The 22,064-nt window shown below is 66.9% G+C and carries 21 protein-coding genes; 12 read left to right on the top strand and 9 right to left on the bottom strand.

What is annotated here, in order from left to right; translation table 11 throughout:
- Nucleotides 1–47 precede the first annotated feature (47 nt).
- Nucleotides 48–1,643: an ABC transporter substrate-binding protein gene (locus tag J1C47_RS14585; protein WP_207351513.1), complete on the bottom strand. Its 1,596-nt coding sequence runs from the start codon at nt 1,641–1,643 to the stop codon at nt 48–50.
- Between the two features lie 100 nt (nt 1,644–1,743).
- Nucleotides 1,744–2,919: an Mrp/NBP35 family ATP-binding protein gene (locus tag J1C47_RS14580; protein ID WP_207351512.1), complete on the bottom strand. Its 1,176-nt coding sequence runs from the start codon at nt 2,917–2,919 to the stop codon at nt 1,744–1,746.
- Nucleotides 2,920–3,264: 345 nt separating this feature from the next.
- Between J1C47_RS14580 and J1C47_RS14575 the strand changes: the two genes are divergently transcribed.
- Nucleotides 3,265–3,990, top strand: a complete 726-nt coding sequence (locus J1C47_RS14575; protein ID WP_342591991.1) for a HugZ family pyridoxamine 5'-phosphate oxidase — start codon at nt 3,265–3,267, stop codon at nt 3,988–3,990.
- 42 nt (nt 3,991–4,032) lie between these two features.
- On the opposite strand, the gene J1C47_RS14570 is transcribed toward J1C47_RS14575, so the two are convergent.
- The 5 genes from J1C47_RS14570 to J1C47_RS14550 form a co-directional block, all read right to left on the bottom strand.
- Complete coding sequence (locus tag J1C47_RS14570) at nt 4,033–4,383, bottom strand: hypothetical protein (protein WP_207351510.1); 351 nt, start codon at nt 4,381–4,383, stop codon at nt 4,033–4,035.
- A gap of 121 nt (nt 4,384–4,504) precedes the next feature.
- A complete protein-coding gene (locus tag J1C47_RS14565) occupies nt 4,505–4,789 on the bottom strand; it encodes a YMGG-like glycine zipper-containing protein (protein ID WP_207351509.1) in 285 nt (94 codons plus the stop codon).
- A gap of 405 nt (nt 4,790–5,194) precedes the next feature.
- Complete coding sequence (locus J1C47_RS14560) at nt 5,195–5,485, bottom strand: hypothetical protein (RefSeq protein WP_207351508.1); 291 nt, start codon at nt 5,483–5,485, stop codon at nt 5,195–5,197.
- Nucleotides 5,486–5,757: 272 nt separating this feature from the next.
- Entirely contained in the window at nt 5,758–6,693 is a 936-nt protein-coding gene (locus J1C47_RS14555) for a sensor histidine kinase (RefSeq protein WP_245396578.1), read from the bottom strand.
- A 406-nt stretch (nt 6,694–7,099) separates the two neighbouring features.
- The gene (locus tag J1C47_RS14550; RefSeq protein WP_207351506.1) at nt 7,100–7,894 is read right to left on the bottom strand and encodes a response regulator; all 795 of its coding nucleotides are present in this window, start codon (nt 7,892–7,894) and stop codon (nt 7,100–7,102) included.
- A 328-nt stretch (nt 7,895–8,222) separates the two neighbouring features.
- Here J1C47_RS14550 and J1C47_RS14545 point away from each other — a divergent pair, with 328 nt between their 5' ends.
- The 6 genes from J1C47_RS14545 (at nt 8,223) to J1C47_RS14520 (ending at nt 10,977) form a co-directional block, all read left to right on the top strand.
- Complete coding sequence (locus J1C47_RS14545) at nt 8,223–8,408, top strand: NepR family anti-sigma factor (RefSeq protein WP_245396577.1); 186 nt, start codon at nt 8,223–8,225, stop codon at nt 8,406–8,408.
- 7 nt (nt 8,409–8,415) lie between these two features.
- A complete protein-coding gene (locus J1C47_RS14540; RefSeq protein ID WP_207351504.1) occupies nt 8,416–8,967 on the top strand; it encodes a sigma-70 family RNA polymerase sigma factor in 552 nt (183 codons plus the stop codon).
- Between the two features lie 136 nt (nt 8,968–9,103).
- Nucleotides 9,104–9,469, top strand: coding sequence for an ElaB/YgaM/YqjD family protein (locus J1C47_RS14535; RefSeq protein WP_245396576.1), 366 nt, complete (start codon nt 9,104–9,106; stop codon nt 9,467–9,469).
- A gap of 6 nt (nt 9,470–9,475) precedes the next feature.
- Nucleotides 9,476–9,931: a hypothetical protein gene (locus J1C47_RS14530; protein ID WP_207351503.1), complete on the top strand. Its 456-nt coding sequence runs from the start codon at nt 9,476–9,478 to the stop codon at nt 9,929–9,931.
- Between the two features lie 260 nt (nt 9,932–10,191).
- On the top strand, nt 10,192–10,458 hold the full coding sequence (locus J1C47_RS14525; RefSeq protein WP_207351502.1) for a hypothetical protein: 267 nt from the start codon (nt 10,192–10,194) through the stop codon (nt 10,456–10,458).
- Nucleotides 10,459–10,698: 240 nt separating this feature from the next.
- Nucleotides 10,699–10,977: a DUF7218 family protein gene (locus tag J1C47_RS14520; protein ID WP_207351501.1), complete on the top strand. Its 279-nt coding sequence runs from the start codon at nt 10,699–10,701 to the stop codon at nt 10,975–10,977.
- A 96-nt stretch (nt 10,978–11,073) separates the two neighbouring features.
- On the opposite strand, the gene J1C47_RS14515 is transcribed toward J1C47_RS14520, so the two are convergent.
- Nucleotides 11,074–12,045 carry a diacylglycerol/lipid kinase family protein gene (locus J1C47_RS14515; RefSeq protein ID WP_207351500.1) on the bottom strand — a complete coding sequence of 324 codons (972 nt, stop codon included), beginning with the start codon at nt 12,043–12,045 and terminating at the stop codon, nt 11,074–11,076.
- Nucleotides 12,046–12,386: 341 nt separating this feature from the next.
- Between J1C47_RS14515 and J1C47_RS14510 the strand changes: the two genes are divergently transcribed.
- From J1C47_RS14510 to J1C47_RS14490, 5 genes are all read left to right on the top strand, one after another.
- The gene (locus tag J1C47_RS14510) at nt 12,387–12,551 is read left to right on the top strand and encodes a DUF1328 family protein (protein ID WP_207351499.1); all 165 of its coding nucleotides are present in this window, start codon (nt 12,387–12,389) and stop codon (nt 12,549–12,551) included.
- 163 nt (nt 12,552–12,714) lie between these two features.
- A complete protein-coding gene (locus J1C47_RS14505; protein ID WP_207351498.1) occupies nt 12,715–14,577 on the top strand; it encodes a PRC-barrel domain-containing protein in 1,863 nt (620 codons plus the stop codon).
- A 241-nt stretch (nt 14,578–14,818) separates the two neighbouring features.
- Nucleotides 14,819–16,198: an efflux RND transporter periplasmic adaptor subunit gene (locus tag J1C47_RS14500; RefSeq protein WP_207351497.1), complete on the top strand. Its 1,380-nt coding sequence runs from the start codon at nt 14,819–14,821 to the stop codon at nt 16,196–16,198.
- A complete protein-coding gene (locus tag J1C47_RS14495; RefSeq protein ID WP_207351496.1) occupies nt 16,195–19,386 on the top strand; it encodes an efflux RND transporter permease subunit in 3,192 nt (1,063 codons plus the stop codon). The genes J1C47_RS14500 and J1C47_RS14495 overlap by 4 nt, the downstream gene beginning before the upstream one ends.
- A gap of 603 nt (nt 19,387–19,989) precedes the next feature.
- The gene (locus J1C47_RS14490) at nt 19,990–21,840 is read left to right on the top strand and encodes an ABC-F family ATP-binding cassette domain-containing protein (protein ID WP_207351495.1); all 1,851 of its coding nucleotides are present in this window, start codon (nt 19,990–19,992) and stop codon (nt 21,838–21,840) included.
- A 105-nt stretch (nt 21,841–21,945) separates the two neighbouring features.
- Here J1C47_RS14490 and J1C47_RS14485 read toward each other — a convergent pair.
- The coding region (locus J1C47_RS14485) for a flagellin (protein WP_281065526.1) at nt 21,946–22,064 on the bottom strand (119 nt) is incomplete at its 5' end.

The following is a 22,064-nucleotide window of genomic DNA, read 5'->3' as shown; positions in this document are numbered from 1 at the left end:
AGGGGCGGCCGAAGCCGCCCCTCGCCGATCAGTTCACGCCGCCGGGGTCATTCGGCAATGTCGACGTCGTCGAAGCGATGGTAGCCGAGCGGGTCCTGGTGGAAGTTCTTCACCGACTTCTGCATCGGCATGAACACCGTCGAATGGTCGATGGTCAGCCAGGGCGCCTTCTCCTTGAAGACCACCTGGGCCTTCTCGTAGAGGTCGGCGCGCTTCTCCTGGTCGGAGACCTGCTTGGCCTGCTTGACGAGGTCGTCGAACTCCTTGTCGCACCACTGGGCACGGTTGTTGCCGCCCACCGCGTCGCAGCCGAGCAGCGTGTCGAGGAAGTTGTCCGGATCGCCGTTGTCGCCCGTCCAGCCGAGCATCACCGCGCCGTCGCGGTCCTTGGCCTTGGACTTTTCCAGATATTCGCCCCACTCGTAGGAGACGATCTCGGCATTGACGCCGACCTGCTTGAGATCGGCCTGCATCAGCTCGGCGGCGCGCCGGGCATTCAGCATGTAGGGGCGCGACACCGGCATCGCCCAGATCTTCATCGAGAGGTTCTCGACGCCGGCGTCCTTCAGCATCTGCTTGGCCTTGTCCGGATCGTAGGCGTCGTCCTTCACCTCGTCGTTGTAGGACCACATCGTCGGCGGAATCGGGTTCTTCGCCGGCGTCGCCGCACCCTGGAAGACGGCGTCGATGATCGCCTGCTTGTTGATCGCCATGTTGAGGGCCTTGCGGACCTCGACCTTGTCGAAGGGGGCCTGCGTCGTGTTGTAGGCGAGATAGGCGACGTTGAGGCCTTCCTGGCTCGGGACCTCGAGGTTCGGGTCAGACTTCAGGCCCTCGACGTCGGCCGCGTTCGGATAGGGGAAGATCTGGCACTCGTTGGCCTTCAGCTTCTGGGCCCGGACCGAGGCGTCGGTGGTGATCGCGAAGATCAGGTCGTCGATCGGCTGCTTGCCCTTGAAGTAGTCGGGATTGGCCTTGTAGCGGATCACCGCATCGGGCTGGTAGGCGACGAACTGGAACGGGCCGGTGCCGAGAGGCTGCTGGTTCAACATCGCCTGCTGGCCGTCCGCTTCGAGCTTGTCGGCATATTCCTTCGACAGGATCGAGGCGAAATCCATCGCGAGATCGGCGAGGAACGGCGCTTCCGGATGCGTCAGGGTGAACTTGACGGTCAGGTCGTCGACCTTCTCGACCGATTTGATGAGATCCGGAAAGCCCATGCCGCTGGCATATTCCCAGCTGGCGCCGTTGACGTACTGGTTCCAGGGATTGTCGCTCTTCAGCTGCCGCTCGAAGGAATAGATCACGTCATCGGCATTGAGCGTCCGGGTCGGGGTGAAGAAATCCGTGGTCTGGAACTTCACGTCCGGATGTAGCTTGAAGGTATATTCCTTGCCGTCGTCGGAAATCGTCCAGGAATCGGCAAGGCCCGGCTCGATCTCGGTGGAGCCGTGCTTGAACTCCACGAGGCGGTTGTAGACCGTGCGCGACGCGGCATCGAAGGTCGTGCCCGCGGTATAGAGCGCCGGGTCGAAACCTTCCGGCGACGCCTCGGAGCAATAGACGAGCGTCTTGGCCGACGCCGCCGACCCGAGGGCCAGGGTCAAGGCCGTCGCGGCGAGGAGCCGGGTCAGGGATTTCATGCAGAATGCCTCCTGTCAGGGGGGAGCGGGTCTTGCCGCCCGCTCACTGGGCATATCCGACAGCTTTTGGTTGGAGAAGGCAAGCCCCGTTTTTGACCATTCAATCAAAAACGATGCGAGGCGCGGCAGAGCGCGGCGCTGCCTCTTCGATTTGCTGCAGGACCTTCGCGGCGATGTGCTTGTAGGCCGCCGCATGCGGCCCGTCCGGCTCGCTCGCGGTGACCGGCCGGCCGGCGTCGGAGCTCTCGCGGATCGCCATCTCGATCGGCACCTCGCCGAGGAACGGCACGCCCAGCCGCTCGGCCTCGGCCTTGGCGCCGCCGTGGCCGAAGATGTCGTAGCGACGGCCCGTATCCGGGGCGACGAAGTAGCTCATGTTCTCGACGATGCCGAGCACCGGCACGTCGACCTTCCTGAACATGGCAAGGCCCTTTCGCGCATCGATGAGCGCGAGGTCCTGCGGCGTCGAGACGATGACGGCACCGGCCAGCGGCACCTGCTGGGCCATGGTGAGCTGCGCGTCGCCCGTCCCCGGCGGCATGTCGACGACAAGGACGTCGAGCGGGCCCCATTCGACCTCGCGCAGCATCTGGGTCAGCGCCGACATCACCATCGGCCCACGCCAGATCATCGGCGTCTCCTCGTCGACCATCAGCCCCATCGACATCGCCTTGAGGCCGAAGGCCTCGAGCGGAACGATGGTCCGGCCGCCGGCCGATTTGGGCTTTTCCTTCAGTCCGAGCAGCCGCGGGATCGACGGACCGTAGACGTCGGCGTCGAGGATGCCGACGCGCAGGCCGAGCGCCGCGAGGCCGAGGGCGAGATTGACGGCGGTCGTCGACTTGCCGACGCCGCCCTTGCCCGAGGCGACGGCGACGATCCGCTCGATGCCGGGAATGCCGGGCTTGTTCGCGCCGGGCCGCGCCGGAGCCGCCGGGGCTCCCCCCGCTCCGCCCGCTCCGCCGGCCGGCCGCGGCGTCGGGGACGGCGGGGGGGCGGAATTGCGCGGGGCCTGGCTTCCGGCGGACTTTTCCGCGGTCAGCGCGACGATCGCCTTGGCGATGCCGTCGAGCTTCGCCACCTCCGCCTCGATCCTGCGACAGAACGGTTCGAAGCGCTGCGCCTCGGCCGCCGGGACCGTCAGCGAAAAGAACGCCTTGCCGTCGGCGACGAAGATTTCGGAGACGAGCGAGCGGCTCACCACGTCCCCCCCGCCGTCCGGCGGATCCATGCGCCGCAGGATGTCGAGGATGCGTGACTTGAGGTCGTCGGTCAAAATCGGATGCTCCAGACTGTCCGTGTGTCGGGGCCGGGTGTCGGGGCCGGTCGTCGGCGGGCAGATATCGCGCGTGCCGCCGCTCGTCCAAGAAAAACGCCATCTGGGCCGCGGGTCCGATTGGCGCGACGCGTCCCGTCGGTGCTATCGCTCGGCCGGGACGAGCGCACGGCGGCGGGCGTCCTGCGCCCGGTGGTTCCCCGGGGCGCGGCCGACACGAAGGGCGAGACGAGCATGGGCGACCGACGCGACCGGGGTCGAGATCAAGATCGAGACGAGGACGGCCGGGACGAGACCGAAAACGACGCTGCGGCAAGTCGGCCGCAGGGTGAAGCTCCGCGCTCGGTGCTGAGAGAGGTGGACGAGGCGGCGCGGCTCACCGCGCGCATGCTGCTTCGTCCGGCGCGAGAGGCATCGCTGGCAGTTCTGCGGCCCTCGGACGGCTGGCCCGCGGTCAGCAAGACCCTCGTCGCCACCGACTTCGCCGGATGCCCGGTCATCTTCGTCTCGCAGCTCTCCCTGCATGCAAGGGCGCTCGATCACGACCGCCGATGCTCGCTGCTCGCCGCCCGGCCCGGAAAGGGCGATCCCCTCGCCCATCCGCGGATCAGCATCTTCGCCAACGCCGAGCCCGTCGAGCGCGGAACGCAGGCGGCGGCCAGGATCCGAGCCCGCTTCCTCGCCCGCCATCCGAAGGCTGAACTCTATGTCGACTTTCCCGACTTCCGGTTCTTTCGTCTGAAGCCCGAAGGCGCCGCGCTGAACGGCGGCTTCGGCAAGGCCTTCGAACTCTCCCCCGCCGACTTCGTCGAGGCGGAGGACGACGAACTCGAGGCCGCAGGGATCCGCGCCCGGGACCACATGAATGCCGACCATCTTGACGCCGTCGACGCCATCGCCGCGAGGGCCGGCGCCAAAACGGGCGGCTGGCGGATCGCAACGGTGGACCGTCGCGGCTTCGAGATCGCCAATGGCGACCAGATGCGGCGGGTCGAGTTCGACTCGGATCCCGCCGGTGACGGCGGCTATCGCAAGGCCTTCGTCGAACTGGTCAGCGCCGGCAGAACGTGAATGCCCGCCATGCGCCGCGCCACCGAAACCCGGTGCGAACGCTCAGACGTCGTAGCCCTCGGGGCAGTCGGCGACGAAGCGCCGGTTGCTTCGCGCCCGCTGGTAGATGCACTGGCCGGGCGAGTTGGCCGACAGGCCGAGGACCCGATCGCCCGGCGCGACGACGGCCGCCGGGATCTCGCCGGATCGATGGGGCGTCCGCTCGGCGTTTTCGAGGCCGAACACCGCGCCGAAAACCGGCGGGAGCGGTCCGCTGGTGCAGCCGCTCAGCCCCATGATCGCAGCGATTGCCGCCGGAGCCGCGATGCGCCTGACGACCGGTGCGCCGCAGCCGACCGAGGGGCTTTTCTCAAGTGAGCGCGTCGCCTTGTTTCGTCCCGCCAGCCGTGCCATCGCCGCCTCTCCTCAAGATATGAAAGCCCCGCCGAAAAGGCGGGGCGTCCTGTCACGATCCGAAGGCTGAAGCCGGATCACGCTCCCTGCAGGCGAGTCCCGCGCGAGCGCCGCTTCGAGATCAATAGCCTTCCGGGCAGCGATAGATGTTGCCGTCGGAATAGCGGCAGTAGCCCGGGTTCTCCTTGGAACGGCCAATCACGTTGCCGGCGACCGCACCGACGCCGGCGCCGATCGCCGCACCGGCGAGGGTCGAACCGGTGTTGTGGCCGATGGCCTGGCCCGCGAGGGCACCGACCGCGCCGCCGGCGACGGCCCCACCCGCCGTGTACCGGTCTTCCGTGGTGCAGCCGGCGGCCAGGATGGTGGCCGCGGCAATCGCTGCGAAGCTGATCTTCCGAATCATGATGACTTTCTCACTTTCACTAGGGCGTCCCCGATGAGGGAAATTATAGGAGAACGGGCGCCCGCGTCATCAGCCGCGGCGGTACACAGGCGCATTTTATCAACGGAATCTTCGCCTCGGCCGGCGCGAGACGCGACGGCGCGGCGCCGAAACCTGACCTTTACCGCGTTCCGGTGACGAAGAACGCTCGCGATCGCGCCGACCCGCCCCTTCTCTCGAGCGGCAAGCGGGACCGTTTGACGCAGCCCTCGCGTCCATGACGTATCGGGGGCCGCCACTGGGCAGGAAAACGCAAAGTGCCGGCGCTTGCGACGATCCTACGAGCGTCGAAAGCGCCGGCACGGAAAACTTTGCCGGGTCATGGATCCGCCGGGTCGTAGACCGGCGGTGGCGTGCGCGTCGGCGTCAGCGTGACGCGACGAGGCTCGGCTTGCCGTCGAAGGCAATCGACAGCTGACCGTCGCGCGAGATCGACCAGTCGAGCGTCGCCGACTGCTGGAATACCTTCTCCGAAACCTCTTTGCAGGCGCCGAAGACCCGCTTGTCGGCGGTTCCGCTCAACCGGATCTGGACCGGCAGCTCCTGCCGGCATTCCGCGACCGTCTCATAGGCCGGGACCGGGACCGGAATCTCCTTGCAGACGGAAATATCCCCCGAGCATCCCACCAGCAACATAAAAGCAGCGACGTGTTCCATTGACCACCTCTCCTTCGGGAAGGACAATAGCCGGGCCGCACCCTTGGTTCCGCAGTCGACCGAGAAATCGTCTCACGTTCGCGTGAGAAGGTTCTCGACTTGGGCGGTGGTGCTTCTACGCGCGAACGGTGCGGTCGCGCTGTCCTCTCCAGTGCCGGTAAAGTGGAAGGGTCAGACGAGATGTCGGACGGCCGGAGCCGGTCCGCCGTCTCACGCGGGCGACGGCGACCCATCGGCGCGAGCGCCGGAAGGGCCGCTGCACTCAGGGCCCGTTAGGGCCGGGATTGCGGCTGCGTCAGCTCGAACTGCGCTTCCGGAATCGTCAGCGTGTAGCGGATGCCTTCCGGGAGATATTCCAGGCGCGCTTCGCCGCCCACGGCGTTGGGCACGATCCGCTCCAGCGTCGACGTCCCGAAGCGGGCGTCGCGCTCCGGCCGGACCCTCGGCCCGCCCCTCTCCTGCCAGATGATGACCAGCACCGCCTCGCCGTCCTGCCTTTCGACACGCGCCTGGATGGCGACCGTGCCACCCGGCACCGACAGCGAGCCGTAGGACGCCGCGTTCACGGCAAGTTCGTGCAGGGCGAGCCCGACATGCAGCGACGCCGTTGGCGACAGGTACGCGTCGACCGGCCTGAAGTCGATCTGGTCCATGCCATCTGGAGCATATCGCTCGACCTGCGTGGTCACCAGGCTTTCGAGGTCGGCACCGCGCCAGTCGGCATCGGTGACGATGTCCTGGGAATAGGACAGCGACTGGATGCGGCCGCGGAACCGCACGAGGAATTCCGGCACGGTCAGGGAGTGGCGCGCCGTCTGACTGGCGAGGCTCTGGATGATCGCGAGAAGGTTCTTCGAGCGGTGCGACAGCTCGCGCAGCAGCGTCTTGAGGGTTTCCTCGCGACGCTTCTGATCCGTGATGTCGGAGGACGTGCCGATGATGCCGCATGGCGTGCCGCTGTCGTCACGATCGACGTCGACGCAGATGTCGTACCAGCGCGTCTGGTTGCCCTGGACGAGCGACATCTCGTAGCGCATCGCGTGACCCCTTGCGAGTACTTCGCGCTTCATCGCCGTCGAGCGGTTTGCCGCCGCCTCGCTCAGGATGTCGCTGTCGCTCGAGCCGGTGTTGGCATCCGCGAGCCAGGAACTGCCGGGATTGCAGACCCAGGCGTAGCGAAGGTCCAAATCTTGCGCGAATACGGACATCTCCGTATTTTCGATCGCTCGCAAGATCTTCTGTCCCAACATCAGCCGACGCCACCACTATCCAGTTTCCGCCACGGTCCGGCCGGCCCGCGGGGTCAGAGCAAAACCCGTATGTCCATCAACGTCTTCGGCCCGACGCCGTGCCCTGACGTCAGAAACAATGACCTCGCCTCTCAAAGGTTCCGTAGCCGCGACCAAGCTCAAACGATAAGTCTGTGGAAAGGTTGACGGCCGCGGACAAGCGGGACGGTCGCGCGCCGAAAACCCTCGACGGAGCGGCGAGAAGGCTGCGACGGGACCGGCCGAAGGGCGTGCCGTCCGGCCTCTCCCCGCCGATCCCGCAGAGCCGCGACCTTTCCGCGCGGCGGCCTTCGCCACAGCCGCGCCGACCGGTCATCCTGCAATGTCAGGCAGCCGCGCGGCTGTCGTTTTCGAAGAACAGCGCCTGGCTGATCAACGCCTTCACCATATCGGGATTGAAGGGCTTGGTGACCAGGAAGGTCGGCTCCGGCCGCTCGCCGGTCAGGAGCCGCTCGGGAAAAGCGGTGATGAAGATCACCGGAACCGAGACCTTGGCGAGAATGTCGTTCACCGCGTCGATACCGGAGCTGCCGTCGGCAAGCTGGATGTCGGCGAGGACCATGCCCGGATTCTGGCTCTCGAACAGTGCCATCGCTTCCTTGTGGGTGCGCGCGATGCCGGTGACGCTGTGGCCGAGGCTCTCGACCATCTGTTCGATGTCCATCGCGATCAGAGGCTCGTCCTCGATGATCATGATGTTCGTCGTGACCTGCCGGCCGATGTCCGATCCCGCCTGGTCGATCATCTCGGAGAAACGGGTCTGGTCGACGCCGAGAATGTGTCCGGCCTCCTCGCTTGTGAAGCCTTCGACCGCGACGAGCAGGAACGCCTGCCGCGGCAGCGGGGCGATGGCCTTCAGATTGCGGGCGGCGCGCTCCTCCCAGGCGGAGGTGGGCGCGTCCTCGCGGACGTTCACGTCGAGGGACTGCCAGAGCGACGAGAAAAGCTTGTAGAGCGAGATGCGGGGAGACTGATCTTCCGGAAACAGCGACGGGTCGGCGATCAGCGTCTCCAGAACGGCTGCGACGTAGGCGTCACCACTCGCCTGCGAACCCGTAAGCGCCCGAGAATAGCGACGCAGATAAGGAATGTGCGGCGCTATGCGGGATGACATCGACATTTAGGCTCCCCTCCTGTCCCTCGGACAAGACGTCAATCGTGATTTGCAAACTCGGCTGGAAAGGCAGGCCGGTGAGAAGGAACAAGGCCGCACCCTGCGAGTTCTGGGGTAAATGGGACAGTTGTCGCGCGCTGTGAAGACCCGCTCGAAAATTGGTCTCGTGCCGGCTGACGGCTTGCGAGAACGGGATCCCGTTTTATCTCTCGTACCTAGTCGTCGAAGAATGCGGGAATGAGATGAGTTTCAACACGTCATGGTGCCGCTGCGCGCGCAGCCCCAGAATTTGTCGAGGCGGTCGATGAGCGATCGCGAGGATGAGGAAAACAAATTGCACACCGGACATGCCCAGAAGGCGCAGCAGCCCTCCGAGCTCGGCGTCAATGTCGCCATCGGCAAGCAGCTGAAGGCCTATTACGACGACGTGGCGAGCGAGCCGGTGCCCGATCGGTTCCTTTCCCTGCTCGACGCGCTGGACAAGGCGGAGTCGTCTTCGAAGTCGAAGACGCGGGAGTGAGACGTCCATGAGTGCCCAGTTCGATTTTCGCAAGGAACTCATCACCATCATCCCCAATCTGCGGGCGTTCGCGACATCCCTGACCGGCTCCTTCGACAGGGCGGACGATCTCGTCCAGGAGACGCTGGTGAAGGCGTGGGACAAGCAGCACACCTTCCAGCCGGGGACGAATATGAAGGCCTGGCTCTTCACCATCCTGCGCAACGAGTTCTACACGCAGATGCGCAAGAAGGGCCGCGAGGTGCAGGACGTCGACGGCATCCATGCGATGCAGCTCGCCGGCCATCCCGAGCAGCAGGGACATCTCGACCTGCAGGATTTCCGCAAGGCACTCGAGCTGCTGCCGGACGACCAGCGCGAAGCCTTGATCCTGATCGGTGCCTCCGGCTTTTCCTACGAAGAGGCGGCGGAGATATGCAAATGCGCCGTCGGCACGATCAAGAGCCGCGTCTCCCGGGCGCGCACGCGCATCGCCGAGATCCTCGGCGTCGAGGGGGACGGCGACTACGGTCCGGACTCGATATCCTCGCAGATCATCGGCGTCGCTCCGGCGGCCTGACCGGTGATGCGCGGGGGACGGAACCGGCAGGCCCTCCCCGGGTTATCCGCCGGACCGGCCGACCACTAAGCCTGACGGACGAGCCTTGCCCGGCGGGGCGCCGTGAACAATGCAATCCAGACGAACGGACTGATCGATGAGCGACAACATGGCCAACAACCCCAACATGCCCGGCCAAGGCCCGCGCACCCCGGGGCAGGATCCGAAGACCCAGGCCGACCGGGCCAATCTCGAGGAACAGCTGGGCCGGCTGCGGGAGGACGTCACCGCCCTCAACGACGCGGTAAAAAACCTCGCGTCGCATGGCGCGGAGGACGTCCGCAAGCAGGCATGGGCCCTGCGCGAGGACGTTCGCCAGCGCGGCGAGGCCTACATCCGCCAGGCCCAGGACGCCGCCAGCGACCTCGAGGAGGAGATGAGCGAGCGCATCCGGGCCGAGCCGATCAAGAGCGTCCTGATCGCCGCCGGCATCGGCTATCTCTATGCCCGCCTCTTCCGGTAGGGCTCGATGATCTGGCAACTGGTCGCCAAACTGGTCACCGGCGAGGCGGGCGTCTATGTCGCCCGTCTCCGCCGCCTCGTCGTGCTGTATCTGGTGATGGCGGTCCTGGCGATCCTGATGGTCGCCTATCTGATGACCGCCCTCTATGTCTGGATCGCATCGCTCTACGGGCCGCTCGCTGCCGCACTCGGCTTTGCCGGCGTGTTCTTCGTGCTGATCCTCCTGACCTATGTCGCCATCGTGATCGTCAGACGCCCGCCCCGCAAGCGCGCGGACGATCGCCTGCAGCGCGACATCGCGTCGATTGCGGGCGTCGCGGCGTTGTCCAACGCGCCGCTGCTCTTCCAGTCGGCGCGGCGCAACAAGAAGCTGCTGCTCGTCCCCGTTGCCGGCGCAGTCGGCTGGGCGGTGTGGCGCGCGGTCAATTCCTATTTCACGCGCGGCGAGTCCGACGCCTACTGACCGGCTGCGGCCGGTCAGTCGCCACTCTCCTTCGAGATGGGAATGCTTCCCGCCCATGCTTCGACGGCGGAACGGCCGTAACCATGGCGCGTTGACGCTCGAAGCCTGAGGCAGGGAACCGCTTCGGCAGTAAAGGCCCGCACTTCCGGTCATTCCGGGAAGGCGGCGTTCTCCTCCAAAGCCACGGTCCCATCACCCACGCGGCGCGCGGTCTTTGCCGAAACGGCAGTGCCCGCACGCCGAGCGAAGGAACAAGCCACATGACCAGACTCGACGAAGAGCGCGCCAGGCAGGGCCGGCGCGGCACGCCCATTCTCATGATCCTCATCGCGGCCCTGGCGCTTTGCGCCATCGTCTTCGTCGGGGTGCAGTTCTACGGCGCCAGCGAGCCGGACGCCTCGCTCGACGACGGGAGCAAGACCGCGACCGACACCGCGCCGGCAAAGACGGATGCCAACAACGGCAAGGATGTCGTTGTGGCGCCGGACAACGGCGGCACGACGGGAACCGGCACGGGTTCGCAGTAAGCGGGCATATGCCCCGGCCCGGCGCCGATACGAGGTGCCCTGCCGGCGCAGGGCGGGTGCGCAGAACCAGCCGGACACCGGGCGTCAGGGCGCTTCCGTGCGCCTTCGGATAGACGTTCCCCGGCCATTCGGTCCGTGCGCCGACACCTCCTTGGGTTGGCGCAGCGGGCCGTTTTCCGGCTTGGGCGCCGACCCTCGAAACCGCGAGCCTCGCAGCCGCTCGATACCGGAGACATGACGATGGCGAAGAATCCAGCTGAAAGCGGTTCGACCCCGCAGCTGAAAGATCCCAAGCTCTACGAGGCTCTCCGCGACGAGGGCTACTCGAAGGAAAAGTCCGCGCGGATCTCGAATGCCAAGGCCAATCCCGACATGCAACCGTCGAAAAAGGGCGGAAAGGCCGCGCCCTACGAAGAGTGGACGAAGGACGAGATCTACGAGCGCGCGCAGGAAATCGGCATCGACGGCCGGTCCGACATGACCAAGGATCAGCTGATCGAGGCGTTGCGCCACCACTGAGCGCGCGACTTTATCGGGTGGACCGCTTTCGCCCGCCGCCGGTCGCCGGGCGGCGTCCGGATACGCCGCCCCTTCGAGCGTCCTCGGCTCCTTAAGCTATTGCACGGGTGCGGCGGGCGCCTGCTCCTCTTCCTGCGCCGCATCTGCGACCGCCTGGTCGAGATAGGTCGCCTCGGCGGGCACCAGGACGCGCAGCGCCAGCGGATGCAGTTCGACTTCGGACAGATCGTCGAGGAGTTCGAGTTCGCCATCGCGCACGGCGCGATTCGAGCGCGGCTTGCCGCGATGGGCAAGCTCGACCCGCTTCGCCGTCTTGACGACCAGCGAGGGATTGCGCCGCCAGTTGCCGGTGAAGATGTCCAGCGTCAGCTTGGCGACACGGCTGAGATCGCGCTCCGTGCAGATGTAGATGCCGAGCTCCCCGCCTTTCGGATTGTCGGCGAAGGGCAGATGGCCGAGGCCGTAGACATTGTTCGACACGGCGATGGCCGAGCACAGCAGGCGCTCGGTCCGTCCGTCCACCTTGATCAGAAGCTCAACCTTCGGAAGCTTGCGGAACGCCAGCGCGATCGCCCGGGTCGTCGCCCACATCTTGCCGAGCCGCGAGCCATAGGCGATGCGCTCGCGAAACCTGACCATCCGCGCATGAAGGCCGGCGGCGAACTGGTGGATGAAGGGCTTGCCGTTGACCGTCGCGACGTCGACGTCGGTGATCGTCCCGCCGGCCATCGCCTTCACCGCCTCCTCCAGCCCCAGCGGGATCTGCAGCGTGCGTGCGAAGAGGTTCATCGTTCCCGCCGGCAGGATCGCGAGCGCCGTCTCGCCCTTGAACAATGCCGCAGCGGCGGCGGAAACCGTGCCGTCGCCACCGCCGACGAGCAGGACGTCGAGATCGTTGCGGCCTGCCGCCTTCTCGATCGCCTGCACGATCTCCTTGCCCCCACAGATCTCCACCGTGACCTCGTGCCCGTGCACGGCGAACTCGTCCCGGATGAGTTCGGACAGCCAATCGAGATTCGTCGTCTTGAGCGTGCCGCCATCACGATTGAGGAGCGCCAGGATTCGCATCGACAGGGACCACGCTTGAAAGATTGAGGGCCGTCAGGCCGGATGCGCTTCAGCTAGGCGCCTGCGGCCCAAAGTCGACACGGCACGGCGGGGCAAGCCCTTGCATGGCTTTCGCAAAATACGGAGATGCAGGCCGGATCGCGAGATCCAGCTCGCGCCCCGCGCTCGTATTCGCCTTTCTGGTCCTTCGAGCCGTGTCTGCCGCATGATCGCGTCGGTGCCCTTGCCTTCGCGGAAGCCAGACGCCGTTCCTCCATCCTCAACGGCCGATGCGGCGCTACATGGACCGCTGTGGCCGGCAGGCGCCGGCCCGAGCTGGAGCGGATTTATAGGAGTCCCATATGATTAAATGGATCATCATTCTTTTGATCGTCGCGGCGATCGCCAGCCTTCTTGGATTTCGCGGCATCGCGGGGGTCTCGGCAGGCCTCGCCAAGATCCTGATCTTCATTGTTCTTGCGGGCCTTTTGCTGCTCCTTCTATTCGGCGCCATCGTCGTCGCGTGACAAATGCTGCGCCGCATTCAACGAATGGGGCGCAGCGCCAGCATTTTTTGGAACCGATTGCCCGACAACAAGTTACCCAGCCATCCAAGCGCCGTGCATCCCGGCTTACCCGAGCCGGGCATGCGGGCCCGGTCTATCTGCAATATAGACAAAGGTTTTCATCATGATCCGCAAGCTTCTCGCAACGACGGCGGTCGCCGCCCTTCTTACCGCGCCCGCCTTCGCCCAGGACGCCAGCAAGTCCGACCAGCAGATGCAGCAGCCTGCCGCGACGCAGCCGAGCGGCGACGCCACTTCCGGCGACAACGCCGCGATGTCCGGCGACGCCAAACAGGCGGACGCCACCCAGGCCGCGGCTTCGGGCAACTACCTGACGAAGCTCTCCGACGACCAGTACATGGCGTCGAACCTGACCGGCAAGTCGGTCTATGACGGCGAGGGCAAGGACGCCAAGTCGGTCGGCGACATCCAGAATTTCCTGATCGGCAGCGACGGCAAGATCGTCGCGGCGATCGTCGATGCCACGGTGAACGACGAGTCCAAGGTGGTCGCGATCCCGTTCAGCAAGATCGGCTGGACGATGGACGAGAACAAGGAGCCCCGGGCCGTCCTGAAGGCGGACATGAACGAGCTGGCCAGCGCGCCGGCGTTCAAGACCCGCGAGGAGAAGCAGTCCGAGCAGCAGCAGGCCGCGGCTCAGAACAACGCCGCGACCGCGCCGGCCGCCGGCACCGCCACGGCACCCGCGTCGGGCGACCAGATGGCCGCGACCCAGCCGGCCGACAATGCGGCGTCGGGCGATCAGTCGATGGCCGCCAACAAGACCGACGATGCGACGGCCGCCGGCAAGACCGATCGTGAGACGGCCACCAACGAGGGTGGGTCGACCGAGTATCCGGCAACGCCCGGGTCCGACCAGTATCTCAGCGAGAACGTCATCGGCGCCGACGTCTACACCGGCCCGGGTAAGGACGCCGAGGACATCGGCGGGATCGACGATCTCGTCGTCGCCTCTTCCGGCAAGGTCGACGCGGCGGTCATCGGCGTCGGCGGCTTCCTCGGCATCGGCGAGAAGGACGTCGCCGTCCCGTTCGACCAGCTGAAGATGAGCCGCGACGAGAATGACCAGCCGCGCATCACCGCGTCCCTGAACAAGGATGCGCTGAATCAGGCTCCGGAATTCGACGACGACAAGTCGTCGGACAAGATGGCTGCGAACACCGGCGACCAGCCGGCCGACAGCAGCGGTCAGATGGCCGCGACCGGCGCCGCGACGGGCGCTGCCGCGGGCAATGCGATGGATAATGCCGGCGACAAGACGGCCGACGCGGCCGACAATGCCGGCGACGCCACGCAGAAGGCCGCCGAGAATACCGGCCAGGCAATGGACAATGCCGGCGACAAGATGGCCAATGCCGCCGACAATGCCGGCGACGCCACGCAGAAGGCCGCCGAAAATACCGGCCAGGCGATGGACAATGCCGGCGACAAGACCGCCGATATGGCCGACAGCGCTGCCGGGACCACCGGCCAGGCGGCTCAGGGCATGGCAGCGACCAACCCGCAGGCCGACGCCACCACGACCGCTTCGACCGGCGGTAGCCAGCGTCAGGGTCTGACCAAGGTCGACGACGACGCCTCGCTCACGGCCGACGACCTGATGGGCACCACCGTGTACGGTCCGAACGACGAGAGCGTCGGCGAAATCGGCGACATCGCGCTCAACGCCGAGGGCAAGGTGGATGCGGTGATCGTCGACGTCGGCGGCTTCCTCGGCATCGGCGAGAAGCCGGTCGCCCTCGGCATGGACAACCTCAACTTCATGCGCGACAAGGACGGCGAACTGTATCTCTACACCCAGTTCACCGAAGACCAGCTGAACAACGCGCCTGAGTTCAACAAAGACACCTACGCCGATAACCGCGACTCGATGCGGCTCGAAGCGAACGGTCAGAACATGGGTGCCAAGGATGGTGGCCAGACCGGCGACCAGAGCGGCGCCGCGACCACCCAGCCGGCGAACTGATCGCCGTCACCGCACGACAATATGATCGGAAGGGCCCGCCGAAAGGCGGGCCCTTTCTTGTTTGAAGCGTTACGCTGGAAGGCTGCATCGCTTGGGGGCTCGGCCCAAGCACGGCGGATCGTTCGTGTCCAGTCTATTACAATTTGTAACGCTTGTTCCCGCAAAGGTGCCGAATTCGCGACTATGCTTGTGAGCACGACCTTCGGTCGCTTCGCTCGCCTCCGAAGGAGCTCTCCGCCGCATGGCCCTGATCCGGCAGATCCTCGTCACCCTGCTCGTGCTGGCCGTCATGGGTGCGGCCTACATCAAGCTCGAGCCGTCGGCCGGTCCCGCACTCCTCCAATCGGGGCTTCCCCTGCCCGGCCCCGTCCGAGACGCCATCGCGTGGCTGGCCCCGGCGGCAGGCGATGCGCCGGCAGTCGCTGGGACGCCCGAGCAGCGATCGCGGGGCGGCCGCTCAGGCGGCGCCCAGCTGGTCGTCGCAGACGCCGTCGAAACCGGCCGCACCCGCACGCAGATGCGGGCCATCGGCACAGGCGAGGCGGCGCGCTCGGTCACGGTCTATCCGGACAACACCACCGGGATCATCGAGAGCGTCGCGGTCCGTTCGGGCGACGAGGTGGCGGCCGGCGACCCGCTGGTGGTGCTCGAGCATTCCTCCGAGGAACTCGCCGTCGCCAGAGCCCGGATCGCGGTCGATGCCGCCAACGAGAAGCTCGCCCGCTACGAGAAGCTCTCGAAGTCCCGGACCATCTCGAGCGTCGAGGTCAACGACGTGGTGCGCGAGCGCGACAACGCCAAGCTCGACCTGCGCACGGCGGAAATCGCCCTCGGCAAGCGCACGGTCCGCGCCCCGATCGCCGGTCGGATCGGCATCGTCTCGGTCGACAAGGGCGATCTCGTCAACTCCCAGACGGCGATCGCCAAGGTGGACGACCGCCGCGAGATCAAGGTCGTCTTCTACACGCCCGAAGGTTTCGTCCCGGAACTGAAGCGCGACGCCCCCGTCCAGGCGGTGCCGACCGCCCAGCCCGACCGGGTCTACAAGGGCGAGATCAGCGCCATCGACAGCCGCCTCGACGAGGCGAGCCGGACGCTGCGCACCGAGGCGCTGATCGACAACGAGGGGGATTCGCTGCGTCCGGGCATGTCGTTCACCGTCTCCCTGTCGCTCGACGGCGAGGAATATCTCTCGGTCGACCCGCTCGCGGTGGTCTGGGAACGCACCGGCCCGATCGTTTGGAAGATCGTCGACGGCAAGGTGGTGAAGACGCCGGTCTCGATCGTCGAACGCAACATCGACCGCGTCCTCGTCTCCTCCGAAGAGCTGCGGCCCGGCGATCCGGTGGTCGTCGAAGGCCTGCAGGCGATGCGCCCGGGCCTTGCCGTCAGGACGCCGGAGGAAAAGCGCTCCTCCCCGGTCGCGGGTGCGTCGCGGCGCGAGGAGGGCGGCGGCGCGGTCGCCGCCGGTGACGGGCGCCGCTCGGCGGTCGGATCGTCGCCCGATGCCGGAGCGGGCTTCGTCGCTTCGGCCGTCGCCGAAGAGCTGCCGCAACCGCCGCCGGCCGCCGTGCTGCGCCCGACCGGCCGCGGCGGCACGGGCAAGGATGCGCGCCCGTGAAGCCGAGCGAGCGCATCGACGGGCTGACCGCCTTCACCAGCCTGTTCATCCGCCGGCCGGTCCTCACCATCGTCCTCAACCTTTTGATCGTCGTCGCCGGTCTCGCCGCGCTCAACGCCGTCGAGATCCGCGAATTGCCGAATGTCGACCGGCCGGTGATCACCGTCTCGGTCGATTTCGACGGCGCCAGCCCCGAAACCATCGACCGGCAGGTGACGAGCCAGATCGAAAGCGCCGTCGCCCGCGTCACCGGCATCGAATCGATGTCCTCGAAGTCGGAATTCGGCGATGCCCGGGTGACCATCGAATTTTCCGACGCGACCGATCTCAACGTCGCGGCGAGCGACGTGCGCGATGCCGTCAGCCGCATCGCCAACCAGCTTCCCGAAGGCGCCGACGATCCGCGCATCGTCAAGGCCGACGCCGATGCGCAGGCGATCATGCGCCTCGCGGTGACGGCGAAGAACATGAAGATCGAGGACCTGACGACCCTCGTCGAAGACCGGATCGCCGACCAGCTCGCCGCGGTCGACGGCGTCGCCGACCTCCAGGTCTACGGCGAGCGCGAGAAGCTGATCTATGTCGACATCGACCCCGACAAGCTGGCGACGAGAGGCCTGACCCTCGGCAACGTCGCGACCGCCCTCCAGAACGCGGCGATGGACGTCCCGGCCGGGTCGCTCGCCTCGCCGAGCCAGCAGCTGATCGTCCGGGCCGACGCCAACGTCAATTCGCCGCAGGCCTTCGAGGCGATCTATCTCGACGACCGCACGCGGCTTGGCGACGTCGCCTCCGTGCGCTTCGGCCCGGACGAGGCCGCCTCGCAGCTTCGCCGCAACGGCGAGACCGGCATCGGCCTCGGCGTCGTGCGGCAGGCCGGCTCCTCGACCCTCGACATTTCCGAGGGCGTCAGGCGCGAGGTCGCCAATCTCAACCGCACACTGCCCGAAGGCGTCCACATCGAGGTGACCAGCGACGACGCCACCTTCATCAACGGCGCGCTGCACGAGGTCGAGCTCGCCATCGGCCTTGCCGTCGTCATCGTCGTCGCGGTGATCTTCCTGTTCCTGCTCAATCTCCGCGCGACCTTCATCCCGGCCGTCACCATGCCGATCGCCCTCATCGGCGTCATCAGCTTCATCTATCTGATGGGATTTTCGGTCAACATCCTGACGCTACTCGCCCTCGTCCTGGCCACCGGCCTCGTCGTCGACGACGCGATCATCGTCCTTGAAAACATCGTGCGCTGGCGGGACATGGGGGTGAAGCCGCGCGCTGCCGCCGTCATGGGCGCGCGCGAGATGTTCTTCGCGGTGATCTCGACGACGGCGACGCTGGCGGCCGTGTTCGTGCCGATCTCGTTCCTGCCGGGCCAGGCGGGCGGCCTGTTCAAGGAATTCGGCTACGTCCTCGCCGCGGCCGTCGTCATTTCGTCCTTCATCGCGCTGACGCTCTGCCCGATGCTCGCCGCGACGTTCCTGAAGGCGCGCGAGGACGAGTGCCGGCCGGGGCCGTTCGCCCGGGCGATCCGCTGGTTCGGCCGGCGGCTGGGGGGCCTCTACGCCCTGACGCTGCGCTTCTGCCTCGCTTTTCCCGTCGTCGTCGTGGCGGCGGCGGCGCTGTTCTCCTTCAGCGCCTACACCGTCTTTCGCACCATGCCGCAGGAGCTGACCCCGTCCGAGGACCGCGCCGTCGTCCTGATGTCGATCAGCGGCCCGCAGGGGGCGAGCCTCGACTACACCAACTCGCAGGTCCGCCGGGTCGAAGACATCCTCATGCCCTATGTCGATTCCGGCGAGGCGAAGAACGTCTTCGCGATCACCGGCCGCGGCGGCGCCAACCAGGCCTTCATGGTCGTCAGCCTCGCCGACTGGGCCGACCGGGTCCGCACCCAGCAGGAGATCGTCGGCGAGATCAACGGCAAGCTCCGCAACATCGCCGGGGTGCGTGCCTTCGCCATCCAGCCGAACTCGCTCGGCATCCGCGGCGGCGGCCGCGGCCTGCAGTTCGCCGTCGCCGGCCAGAATTTCGAGGAACTGGCGAAAAGCGCCGACGACCTCGTCGAGGCGATGCAGAAGGACGGGCGCTGGGGCACCGTGCGGCTTTCCAACGACGCCACCCAGCCGCAGCTTTCGGTGGTCATCGACCGGGCGCGCGCCTCCGACCTCGGCATCGACATCGACGGCCTCGCCACCGCCATGCAGGCGCTGCTCGACGGCCGCGAGATCGGCCAGACCTACATCGCCGACAAGGAAGTGCCGATCCGGCTGATCTCGTCGAGCGACCCGGTCAACGACCCCGGCGATCTCAGGAACGTCTTCCTCAAGGCCTCCGACGGGCGCATCGTGCCGATGTCGACGGTCGCCGAGATCGAGGAGAAGCCGATCGCCCCGTCGCTGGAGCGCGAGAACCGCAGCCGGGCCGTGGCGATCACCGCCCAGATCCCGGACGGCTACGCCATCCAGGAGGCCTGGAGCGACGTGCAGGCCTTCTCCAAGGATCTCCTCCCGCCGACCCAGCGCCTCGTGCCGCTGGCTGAGGCGGCGACACTGACGGAAACCAACAACGGCCTCGCTCTGGTCTTCGGCTTTGCCATCGTCATCATCGTCCTGGTGCTCGCCGCGCAGTTCGAGAGCTTCGTCTCGGCCTTCATCATCATCGCCACGGTCCCGCTCGGCGTCGCCTGCGCGATCTACGCGCTCTCCTTCTTCGGCGAGAGCCTCAATCTCTACAGCCAGATCGGCCTCGTCCTCCTGGTCGGGATCATGGCGAAGAACGGCATCCTCATCGTCGAATTCGCCAATCAGCTGCGCGAGCGCGGTCTGCCGCTCCGGCAGGCGGTGGAGGATGCCTGCCTGATCCGCCTCAGGCCGGTGATGATGACCATGGTCGCGACGGTGGTCGGCGGCGTGCCGCTCGTCCTGGCATCGGGCGCGGGCGCCGAGGCGCGCGTGGCGCTCGGCTACGTCATCGTCGGCGGCCTCGGCCTCGCCACCTTCTCGACGCTCTACGTCACCCCCGTCGCCTATCTGATCCTCGGAAGGTTCTCCTCGCCGGTGTCGGAACGCACCGCCGAACTCCACCGCGACGTCGCCGCAGCGGAAGCGCGCCATGGAGGCGAAGACCATGACGGCGGGGAGGAGAGCCGCCATGACGGCCACGAGGGGCATCCCGCGCCGGCGGAGTAGGGAAGTCGTCACCGACGAGGCATCGGCTCCGCGTCAATGGGCAATGGGTTCCCGGCCAATAGTGCGCGCGAGGTTGGGACAGGGACGGCAAAGCGTGACGGGCGGCGTTCACCTCCAGGCCGCCATCCTCGGCCTTGTGCCGAGGATCTGCTGTCGTTGCCGCATCAGAATCGATCGAGAACAGCCGGCTCGCATAGGATCCAAGATTGCGATGGCAGGAGCTCCTCGGCACAAGGCCGAGGATGACGGCGCGGACGGGAGGACGATGTCGCCTTCTGGAGGACGCCGCCGAGTGATAGACATGACGCTGCGTCTTGGAGGATGACGTCGCCACGTCGAAGAGCATGACGCCGCGGATGGGCGGGTGGCGCCGGACAGGCCATGCCCCCCACCGCCGTCATCCTCGGCCTTGTGCCGAGGATCTACTGCCATGACCGCAACAGAATCGATGCATGCCTCGCCAGACCCCCTGTCGCGTGAGCCCCTCATGGGCCTCGCCATCGAATGCACCATGGAAAGCCATCGGCGCCGTCTGGTCCGTCTTGCAAAACGGGACCCTCCACCCCATTCCCTCCGCTCCCGCAAATGCATTAGAAGCGCCGCATGGCACCCCCTCCCCTCCTCCGCCTCGACGGCGTCGCGCTCACCTTCGGCGGCACGCCGCTGCTGACCAACGTCGAACTCAACGTCTTGCCCGGCGAACGCATCGCGCTGGTCGGGCGCAACGGCTCCGGCAAGTCGACGCTCCTGAAGATCGCCGCGAAGCAGGTCGAGCCGGACCGCGGCGAGGTGTTCCTCAAGCCCGGCACGACGCTGCGCTATCTCGCCCAGGAACCGGACTTCGGCAGCTTCCAGAGCGTCGGCGAATACGTCGCGGACGGTCTCGGGCCCGCCGACGACCGCTACCGCGTCACCTTCCTGGTCGAATCGCTCGGCCTGTCGGAGGAGATGTCGCCGGCCAACCTTTCAGGCGGCGAGGCGCGGCGCGCGGCGCTCGCCAAGGCCCTGGCGCCGGAGCCGGACGTCCTGCTTCTCGACGAGCCGACCAACCATCTCGATCTTCCGACCATCGAATGGCTGGAGGACGAGATCCGCCAGATGAAGAGCGCCGTCGTGGTGATCAGCCACGACCGGCGGTTCCTCCAGACCGTCACGCGGGCGACGGTGTGGCTCGACCGCGGCACCGTGAAACGCATCGAGGAAGGCTTCGGCGCCTTCGAGGCCTGGCGCGACAAGGTGCTCGAGGAGGAAGAGCGCGACCTCCAGAAGCTCGACCGCAAGATCGTCCGCGAGGAACATTGGCTGCGCTACGGCGTGACCGCCCGGCGCACCCGCAACATGCGCCGGCTCGGCGAGCTGCACGCCATGCGCCAGGAGCGGCGCGAGGCGCGCCGCGCCGTCGGCCAGGTGACCATGCAGGCCGGCGAGACCCGCGAGAGCGGCAAGCTCGTCATCGAGGCGGAGGCGATCGCGAAAGCCTATGACGGCCGCGTGCTGGTGAAGGACTTTTCGACCCGCATCGCCCGCGGCGACCGGGTCGGCCTCGTCGGGCCGAATGGCGCCGGCAAGACGACGCTCCTGAAGATGCTGATCGGCGAGCTTTCCCCGGACGCGGGCAGGGTTCGCCTCGGCACCAATCTCGATCGCGCCTTTCTCGACCAGAAGCGCGCCGCGCTGAAGGACGACGTCGGCGTCGCCGAGGCGCTCACCGACGGGCGCGGCGACCAGGTGATGGTGAACGGCGAGCCGCGCCACGTCGCCGGCTACCTCAAGGACTTCCTGTTTTCGCCCGAACAGATCAGGACGCCCGTCGGCCAGCTCTCCGGCGGCGAGCGGGCGCGGCTGCTGCTGGCCAAGACCCTGGCGACGCCGGCCAATCTGCTCGTCCTCGACGAGCCGACCAACGATCTCGACATGGAGACGCTGGATCTTTTGGAAGAGCTGATCGCCGGCTATCCGGGCACCGTCCTCCTCGTCTCCCACGACCGCGACTTCCTCGACCGCACGGTGACGGGGGTGATCTCTCCGGCAGAGGGCGGGGTCTGGCTGGAATTTGCCGGCGGCTATTCGGACATGCTCTCCCAGAAGCGCAGCATGGCAGCGGCCGAGCGGCCGCAAAAGCCGGCGGCGGGCGGCAACAGACAGGGCAAGGCGGCAGAGAAGGCCGGCGCGGACGCGGGTGCGGCTGCGGGCGGGGCCGGCAAGCCAAATGGCGCCTCGAAGCTCTCCTACAAGCAGAAATTCGCGCTCGAGACCCTGCCGAAGACGATTGCCGATCTCGAAGCCGCGATCGGCCGGGCGGAAGCGGAAATGGCCGATTCGACGCTGTTTTCGGCAAATCCGGAGCGCTTCCGCCAGCTCGCCGGTCTACTCGACGACAAGCGCGCGGCGCTGGCCAAGGCCGAGGACGAGTGGCTCGAGCTCGAAATGCTGAAGGCCGAGATCGAAGGCTGACCTGGCGCCTCGCCCGGGCCGCCGGGCCGATGCGAACACGACGAAGGGCCGCCCTTGCGGGCGGCCCTCCTCTCTTTCCTGCCTTTGGCGGCTGCGGCCTTGCGCTTAGCGGAAGAGCGAGAGCAGCGACTGCGAGGAGGAGTTGGCGATCGACAGCGCCTGGACGCCGAGCTGCTGCTGGGTCTGGAGCGCCTTCAGCCGGGTGGACTCCTCGGTCATGTCGG

Source organism: Jiella sonneratiae (assembly GCF_017353515.1).
In the GTDB taxonomy this organism is placed as follows: domain Bacteria; phylum Pseudomonadota; class Alphaproteobacteria; order Rhizobiales; family Rhizobiaceae; genus Jiella; species Jiella sonneratiae.
Note: the sequence above shows the minus strand (reverse complement) of the source record. Positions and strands in the feature narration are given on the sequence as shown.

What these genes read in the sequence shown, in the direction of transcription:
- J1C47_RS14585 (WP_207351513.1), bottom strand. Translation starts at nt 1,643, where the DNA reads ATGAAATCCCTGACCCGGCTCCTCGCCGCGACGGCCTTGACCCTGGCC.
- J1C47_RS14570 (WP_207351510.1), bottom strand. Translation starts at nt 4,383, where the DNA reads ATGGCACGGCTGGCGGGACGAAACAAGGCGACGCGCTCACTTGAGAAA.
- J1C47_RS14565 (WP_207351509.1), bottom strand. Translation starts at nt 4,789, where the DNA reads ATGATTCGGAAGATCAGCTTCGCAGCGATTGCCGCGGCCACCATCCTG.
- J1C47_RS14560 (WP_207351508.1), bottom strand. Translation starts at nt 5,485, where the DNA reads ATGGAACACGTCGCTGCTTTTATGTTGCTGGTGGGATGCTCGGGGGAT.
- J1C47_RS14555 (WP_245396578.1), bottom strand. Translation starts at nt 6,693, where the DNA reads ATGTCCGTATTCGCGCAAGATTTGGACCTTCGCTACGCCTGGGTCTGC.
- J1C47_RS14550 (WP_207351506.1), bottom strand. Translation starts at nt 7,894, where the DNA reads ATGTCGATGTCATCCCGCATAGCGCCGCACATTCCTTATCTGCGTCGC.
- J1C47_RS14540 (WP_207351504.1), top strand. Translation starts at nt 8,416, where the DNA reads ATGAGTGCCCAGTTCGATTTTCGCAAGGAACTCATCACCATCATCCCC.
- J1C47_RS14535 (WP_245396576.1), top strand. Translation starts at nt 9,104, where the DNA reads ATGAGCGACAACATGGCCAACAACCCCAACATGCCCGGCCAAGGCCCG.
- J1C47_RS14530 (WP_207351503.1), top strand. Translation starts at nt 9,476, where the DNA reads ATGATCTGGCAACTGGTCGCCAAACTGGTCACCGGCGAGGCGGGCGTC.
- J1C47_RS14525 (WP_207351502.1), top strand. Translation starts at nt 10,192, where the DNA reads ATGACCAGACTCGACGAAGAGCGCGCCAGGCAGGGCCGGCGCGGCACG.
- J1C47_RS14520 (WP_207351501.1), top strand. Translation starts at nt 10,699, where the DNA reads ATGGCGAAGAATCCAGCTGAAAGCGGTTCGACCCCGCAGCTGAAAGAT.
- J1C47_RS14515 (WP_207351500.1), bottom strand. Translation starts at nt 12,045, where the DNA reads ATGCGAATCCTGGCGCTCCTCAATCGTGATGGCGGCACGCTCAAGACG.
- J1C47_RS14510 (WP_207351499.1), top strand. Translation starts at nt 12,387, where the DNA reads ATGATTAAATGGATCATCATTCTTTTGATCGTCGCGGCGATCGCCAGC.
- J1C47_RS14505 (WP_207351498.1), top strand. Translation starts at nt 12,715, where the DNA reads ATGATCCGCAAGCTTCTCGCAACGACGGCGGTCGCCGCCCTTCTTACC.
- J1C47_RS14500 (WP_207351497.1), top strand. Translation starts at nt 14,819, where the DNA reads ATGGCCCTGATCCGGCAGATCCTCGTCACCCTGCTCGTGCTGGCCGTC.
- J1C47_RS14490 (WP_207351495.1), top strand. Translation starts at nt 19,990, where the DNA reads ATGGCACCCCCTCCCCTCCTCCGCCTCGACGGCGTCGCGCTCACCTTC.